This window comes from Nocardia halotolerans (assembly GCF_042650145.1).
GTDB lineage: Bacteria > Actinomycetota > Actinomycetes > Mycobacteriales > Mycobacteriaceae > Nocardia > Nocardia halotolerans.
This window is the reverse complement of sequence record NZ_JBHSDL010000017.1, coordinates 1-981: the sequence shown is the minus strand read 5'-3', so window position 1 is coordinate 981 and position 981 is coordinate 1. Positions and strand designations below refer to the sequence as shown.

At 63.5% G+C, this 981-nt stretch carries 1 protein-coding gene; it reads right to left on the bottom strand.

Going from position 1 to position 981, the window contains the following annotated elements; genetic code table 11:
* Positions 1–919, bottom strand: a protein-coding gene (locus ACFO5K_RS18335; RefSeq protein WP_378564116.1) for an IS5 family transposase whose coding sequence is annotated in 2 segments (ribosomal slippage) — positions 1–543 and positions 545–919 — 918 coding nt in all. Because the reading frame shifts where the segments join, the coding sequence is not laid out codon by codon here.
* Positions 920–981: the final 62 nt, after the last annotated feature.

Genomic DNA, 981 nt, shown 5'->3' with positions numbered 1-981 from the left:
CTAGGTCATGTCTCCCAATAGCTTCAACCATTCGACCGTAAGGGCCATGACGATCCCGGCTCGGTAGGTGCAGGCCAGCTTGTCGTAACGAGTCGCGACACCACGCCAGTGTTTAGCCTTGTTGAACGCCCGCTCGACCACATTGCGACCCTTGTAGGCCTGCGAGTCGAACCCGGGCGGGCGTCCACCGGCACGACCTCGACGTTTCCGGTTGGCGACCTGATCAGACCGTTGCGGGATCACCGCCACGATCCGCTTGCTCCGCAACAGTTCTCGATTCGCCGCCGAGGAATACGCCTTGTCGGCCAGGACCAGGTCAGGATTCCGGCGCGGCGGACCACCAACCAATCGCGGGACCGCGATCGCGTCGAGCACCGCGGGCATCACCGGGCAATCTGCGGCCTGACCCGCGGTGATCAATACCGCCAGACCGCGACCGTTGCCGTCGGTGGCCAGATGGGCTTTGGTAGTCAACCCGCCCCGAGACCGGCCGATCCCGTGATCAGTCGGCTCATAACTCACCATCCGGGCCGGCCACCCCGCCACCACTACGACGGGTGTTGGCGCCGTGTTGATGAACCCGCACGATCGTCGAATCGACCGAAACCACCCAATCCAGATTCCCGGTCGCGTCCGCCAACGCAGTCAACGCGACCAGCACCCGATCCCAGGTGCCGTCGGCGGCATACCGGCGGTGCCGTTTCCATACCGTCTGCCACGGACCGAAGACCTCCGGAAGGTCCCGCCACGGCATCCCGGTCCGTAACCGGAACAACATTCCCTCCACGACCTGGCGGTTGTTGGAGAAGTTACGACCCACGCGGCCATCGGATTTCGGTAACAGCAGCTCGAGCAGTTCCCACTGGTTGTCCGTCAGAACCTGATGCCGATCACCGACAGTTGCCGCCACGGCGAACATGATGCCCGACCTGGCCATCTATCGGGCGAGAACCGAGAACTCGATTGGGAGACATGACCTAG